The organism is Clostridium sediminicola, assembly GCF_050402865.1.
GTDB lineage: Bacteria > Bacillota > Clostridia > Clostridiales > Clostridiaceae > Clostridium_AF > Clostridium_AF sediminicola.
Map to the genome: position 1 here is coordinate 1 of NZ_BAABMF010000049.1, position 5,552 is coordinate 5,552.

The window sequence follows — 5,552 nt, forward strand, 5'->3', positions numbered from 1 at the left end:
ATATAACTAAAAAGAAAGATACACCATTATCTACAACAATTATGTTCTCTGTAATATTTGGTGTTATAATCGTAGGATTTGTTTACGCAGGCCTTAGTGGAAACACTAAATCAATATTAGATACAATAGGTGGATATGTATCTCCATTTGGAGCCTTGATAACAGGTATTATGATAGTATGTATGTTTATGCCTAGAGTTAATGATAACGGAGTGTTTGTAGGTAGTATAATAGCTGCAATAGCAACATTCATAACTCAAAATAATATGCCAGCGCATTGGTTGTGGACATACTTCTATGGAGCTGTTTACTGTATTGTATTCTCATATATCTTTAGTTTATTCTTTAAAAATGAAAGTAAAGAAAAAAGACAATATACTATTATGGGAGTTAAAGAAAGACTTGGTGATACAAAAGACGAAGATGGTACTCCAGTAGCTCCACTTGTATTTGATAAATATGGATGGATTATTGTTGGAATATTCGTTGTTCAATGCATAATACTTCTGTTATTGCAATTGTAATTTAATTAGAGCTTAGATATATACTTGTTATAATTATTTGATTTTCAACCCCATGTTTTTTCAAGTAATTATAACAAGTAATTATAATAAAATTATTATATAAATTATGAATTGTTAAGAATTTTATAATATAGATTTAATGAATTATATAAAAATAGATGCAAAAGTTAAAAAGTGATACGAAGTTTATGAGAATAAATTAAAAACAATAAATTTTCATCTTATTGACAAAATAAAATGGTGCGATTATAATACAGTTGTGAGAAAAGAATGTAAAACAAGGCATTTAAAATGTGCTTTATGATTAATCAATATAAGATTTTAAATTTTATATGATATAAATTTGAATAATGGTGCAAAAACGATACGATTGAAGAGAGTGGTTAACAAAAACAGATGATCTCCAATTTAAGTGATTGCGTTATCATAAATAGATTATATCAAATATTTACAAGTTATTCTTTAGAATTATGAAATGAATTATAATGGAAAGGTAGGAAGTGAAAATATGGATATAAATGCACAGAAATTACATAAAGAATCAATTGTTGTTGATGCTCATCAAGAAATCTGGAACGACTATGTTCATGAAAAACTTATGGGAAAGAAAAAATGTTTTGAAAAGGTTTATGCGCCTCGTTTAAAAAAAGGAGGAGTAAATATTTTGAATCTTGTAATAGGTGGCGATCATACTGCTCAACCTATCGATAGTGCTTCAGATTTTCATTTCTGGGACACTAATAAATTTATTGATTTGCTCTATTGTGATCAAGAAGATGGGGATGAATCATTTATCATCTGTAAAAATGCTAGGGATATTGATAAGGCAGTAGAAACTGGGAAATTTGGTTTGATTCTTAGTATTGCAGGTGCTAGAGTAATTGAAGGTAGGAAGAAAAATGTTTTTCTTTTTTCAGAACTTAGAAATCTCTACCGCCTTGGATTGAGGAGTGTTCAACTTACTGGAAATGGAAGAAACAAACTTGCTGATGGTGTTGGACAAGCTTGTACAAAAGCCGGTCTTACACGATTTGGGATTGCAACAATTGAAGAGATGGAAAGATTAGGTATGATTTTAGACCTTGCTCAACTTTCAGAGTATGGATTCGAAAGTGCACTGAAGTATGCTACAAAACCTTTTATAGATTCTCATAGTTGTGCTTATGCAATATCAAACCATCCAAGAAATATAAGTGATGAGAGAATTAAAGAAATGGGGAAACGTGGTTGTGTAATAGGAGTTAGTTTCTGGGCGGCTCTTGTTAATAATAATTCACAGGCACCTACTATGGATGATTTATTAAAACAAATCGATTATATTGTATCATTAGCAGGTATTGACAGCGTAGCCTTAGGACCAGATTATTCTGGGTTCATGTGGCCTAAAAATCTTAAAGGTTTTATGAATTTAGGACCAGAAGATTGTGAATTTGACTCTTTGCGTCCAACTCACAGAGAAAAATACCCTGGTTATATTCAAGGTGTATATTATGGGGATCGAGAGAGTGATTATATAAAAGGAGCAGACACTACTGATAAATTTTATATGGTAACGGAAGCGTTACTAAAGCACGGATACTCTGAAACGGATATCAAAAAGATTTTAGGCGGCAACATGATGAGAATATATCGAGAAGTGCTTAGATAAGGCATATGGAATATATTAAATATGCCTAATAGAAGGGAGAAGTTATGATGAATAAGGAAGTTAAGATAAAGAGTAAATGGGAGATAGATGCTAGGGCAAGAAGGCTTTTGAGTGAGTCATTCTATATTAATGTTCATGATCAATTGATGATGGAACTTCCAATAAGAAAAGCATTAGGAGAAGAAAATCCTTTAGATGATTATTATGCACCACTAATCCGTCATGGAGGATTAAAGGCTTTAGCTATAACAATAGGAGGTAATTGTCCATGTACGTGTAATTTAACGGATCATATAACTGTTGGTTCATTAAATTTGATTGATATGATTCGTCAAGAAGTGGAAAAGAGTAATTCATTTAGAATTTGTGAAACGGCTAAAGATATTGAGGATTCTTTTCATGATGAGAAGATAAGTCTCATATTAACATCTGAGGGTTCTAGAATGATGGAGGGGTTGCAAGATGAGGATGACTTGAGTCTTGTACGTACTTTTCATCGTTTAGGATTAAGACAATGCTGTATAGTTTCTCCTGCTAGAACAATGGCAGCTGATGGTCCTGGAGATAGTATTGCTAATGGTGGTTTGACTACTTTTGGCAGGAAGCTCATACGAGAGATGAACCGTGTAGGTATGGTTGTGGATACTGCGCATATGACTGATAAAGGATTCTATGACATTATGAAGGTTACTAATAAACCAATTATTGATTCTCACACTTGCTGCAAATCAATAGTAGATACTGGAAGAAATGTTAGTGATGAGCGGATCAAGGCTATTGCTAGTACAGGTGGAGTTATATCAATAACTACATTAAAAGCTTTTGTTAAAGGTGCGGAATTCCATGAAAAGGGTAGTTTTGTTGGAGTGGATGATTTAATGCTTCACATAAAACATGTTGCTGACTTAGTTGGTGTTGAACATGTTGCATTGGGAACAGATAATGATGAATTTCCGTTAGTTAGAAATCTTCATAGAGCGTGGTCTCCTTATCCAGGATCACTTGAAGGGTTGGATATAGGAGTGCCAAAAGGAAATATGATTATTGATGATCTACATTCTTATGATACATTTTACTTATTTGCAGATGCCCTTGTTAGAAGTGGTTTTAGCGATGGAGATATCAAAAAAATCATGGGTGAAAATATGATGAGAGTTTATCGTCAGGTAATGGGATAATTGTGGACTTTTTATTCAATATAAGCACTATTAAAAAAATAGCAAAATATAAAAAGAAAAATTAGGAGGAATTACTATGGTAGAATTTAATGGAGTTAATTTTAATGAACAAGAAAAATTAGATGTTGATAAGTTTATAAGATATACAACCTATGATATATGGGATAAGAAATTAGTGGGAAAAATTTATGATTGTTATACTGAAAACACTGTGATTCATGCAGGAATGGGTAAAGAAGTTCGAGGTGCAGATGATATTGTAGCAGATACTATGGCTTGGCTTACTGCATTTCCAGATTTAAAAATTAAAATATTGGATGTTATTTGGTGTGGTAATGAAAAAGATGGTTATAGAGTTTCTATGCCTTGGTCTTTCATTGGAACTAATACAGGTTATAGTGAATTTGGGCCTCCAACAGGGAAAGAAATTAATGAAGAAAATAATTTAGGCATTGCTAATACTTTAATAAAAAAGGTCGATGGAGAATGGATGTATGTTGAAGAATGGTCAACATATGATATAAATGCTAAGAAAGCAGTATGCACACCTGACTAGGGATATAATTTTCACTATGATCTATAGAACCTTAGGTAGATATGTATTTTGAATGTAATACTTTAGAGCGTTTAAAAGAAAAGAAAATATGGTTTAAAATGTTTAAGAATCTAGGATTATTAACAATAATTCTAGATTCTTTTGTATAACAATAAAAATTATAAGTACTAGGTATATAAAAGTATGGTAGAATAGTAACATAAAAAATGATAAGGATATCAAATAGAGGAGGGATAAAAATGGTGACTTTAGAAAATATAAAAGAAGCACGAAAAAATTTAAAAGGGATCATCAAAAAGACAAGTTTAGACCATTCTAAAACCTTTAGTGAACTGAGTAAAAATGATATTTATTTAAAATTAGAAAATTTACAAAAAACAGGTTCATTTAAAGTTAGGGGAGCTTCTAATAAAATAGCGAAACTTACTGAAGAAGAAAAGAAAAGTGGTGTAGTAGCAGCCTCAGCGGGGAATCATGCTCAAGGAGTTGCCCTAGCTGCTTCAAAAGCTGGTATTAAATCAACTATTGTAATGCCAAAAGGAGCTCCTATTGCTAAGGTAAAAGCAACTAAAGGATATGGTGCTGACGTGATATTACATGGAAATTCTTATGATGAAGCACATGAAAGGGAGCTAGAATTTTCAAGAGAAACAGGAGCTACAATAATACATGCTTTTGATGATCTAGATGTGATTGCTGGACAAGGAACCATAGGATTAGAAATTCTTGAAGATTTACCTGATGTAGATGTTGTAGTAGCACCAATTGGTGGTGGGGGGTTATTATCAGGTATAGCAGTTGCAGTTAAATCCATTAACCCTAGTATACAAGTAATAGGAGTTCAAGCAGCAGAAGCAGCTTCAATGAAAGAATCAATAAAATCAGGAAAACCTATAACTCTAAGTAGTGTAGATACTATTGCTGATGGCATAGCAGTAAAAAGACCAGGAAATTCAACTTTTGATATTATATCAAAATATGTTGATGGAATAGTTACAGTTAATGAGGAGGAAATTGCACATACAATTTCTTTATTAATAGAGAGAGCCAAGTTAACAGTAGAAGGGGCAGGAGCAACCGCATTAGCAGCTGTTATAAATGACAAGGTCTCTTTTCAAGGTAAAAAAATTGCTGTAGTTCTAAGTGGCGGTAATATAGATTTAGATATGATATCTTCAATAATTGACCGAGGTATGGTAAAGGGAGGAAGAAGACTAGTTATAACTACTTCATTACCGGATTCTCCAGGTGCCTTACAAAAGATATTATGTGTAATAGGAGATACAGGGGCAAATGTAATTTCTGTTAATCATGATAGAACTAGTTCTGATATAACTTATAAGCAAGCAGAAGTGAAATTTGTATTAGGTACAAAAGACCATGAACATATAGAAAAAATTATAGAAGTTATAAAAAATAATGGATATAAGATAAAAAAAATTAGATAAATTAAATGAATTATAAATTAGCATAAAAGGCATCCAACAATCTTACGAAGGTTGGATGCTTTTTTTATTATTTAGACCAGTTATAAAAAGTCAATAGTTTTTTTAGAGAAAATTATTTTGAAAAAAAAGTATACTTAATAAACCATCATTTATATACAAACAATGGACAAAGAATAGTTTGGAAATATACGTTAAACA

Annotated in this window: 5 protein-coding genes; all 5 read left to right on the plus strand. The window is 31.7% G+C overall.

Annotated features, from left to right (window positions below; genetic code table 11):
• Positions 1 to 524: SLC5/6 family protein (locus ACQ3F0_RS26560; protein WP_428868840.1), on the plus strand; the 524-nt coding region annotated here is incomplete at its 5' end.
• A 508-nt stretch (positions 525 to 1,032) separates the two neighbouring features.
• Positions 1,033 to 2,172: a dipeptidase gene (locus ACQ3F0_RS26565; protein WP_428868841.1), complete on the plus strand. Its 1,140-nt coding sequence runs from the start codon at positions 1,033 to 1,035 to the stop codon at positions 2,170 to 2,172.
• A 47-nt stretch (positions 2,173 to 2,219) separates the two neighbouring features.
• Positions 2,220 to 3,350, plus strand: coding sequence for a dipeptidase (locus tag ACQ3F0_RS26570; protein ID WP_428868842.1), 1,131 nt, complete (start codon positions 2,220 to 2,222; stop codon positions 3,348 to 3,350).
• A 76-nt stretch (positions 3,351 to 3,426) separates the two neighbouring features.
• Complete coding sequence (locus ACQ3F0_RS26575) at positions 3,427 to 3,906, plus strand: ester cyclase (RefSeq protein ID WP_428868843.1); 480 nt, start codon at positions 3,427 to 3,429, stop codon at positions 3,904 to 3,906.
• A gap of 239 nt (positions 3,907 to 4,145) precedes the next feature.
• On the plus strand, positions 4,146 to 5,354 hold the full coding sequence (ilvA, locus tag ACQ3F0_RS26580) for a threonine ammonia-lyase (RefSeq protein WP_428868844.1): 1,209 nt from the start codon (positions 4,146 to 4,148) through the stop codon (positions 5,352 to 5,354).
• Positions 5,355 to 5,552: the final 198 nt, after the last annotated feature.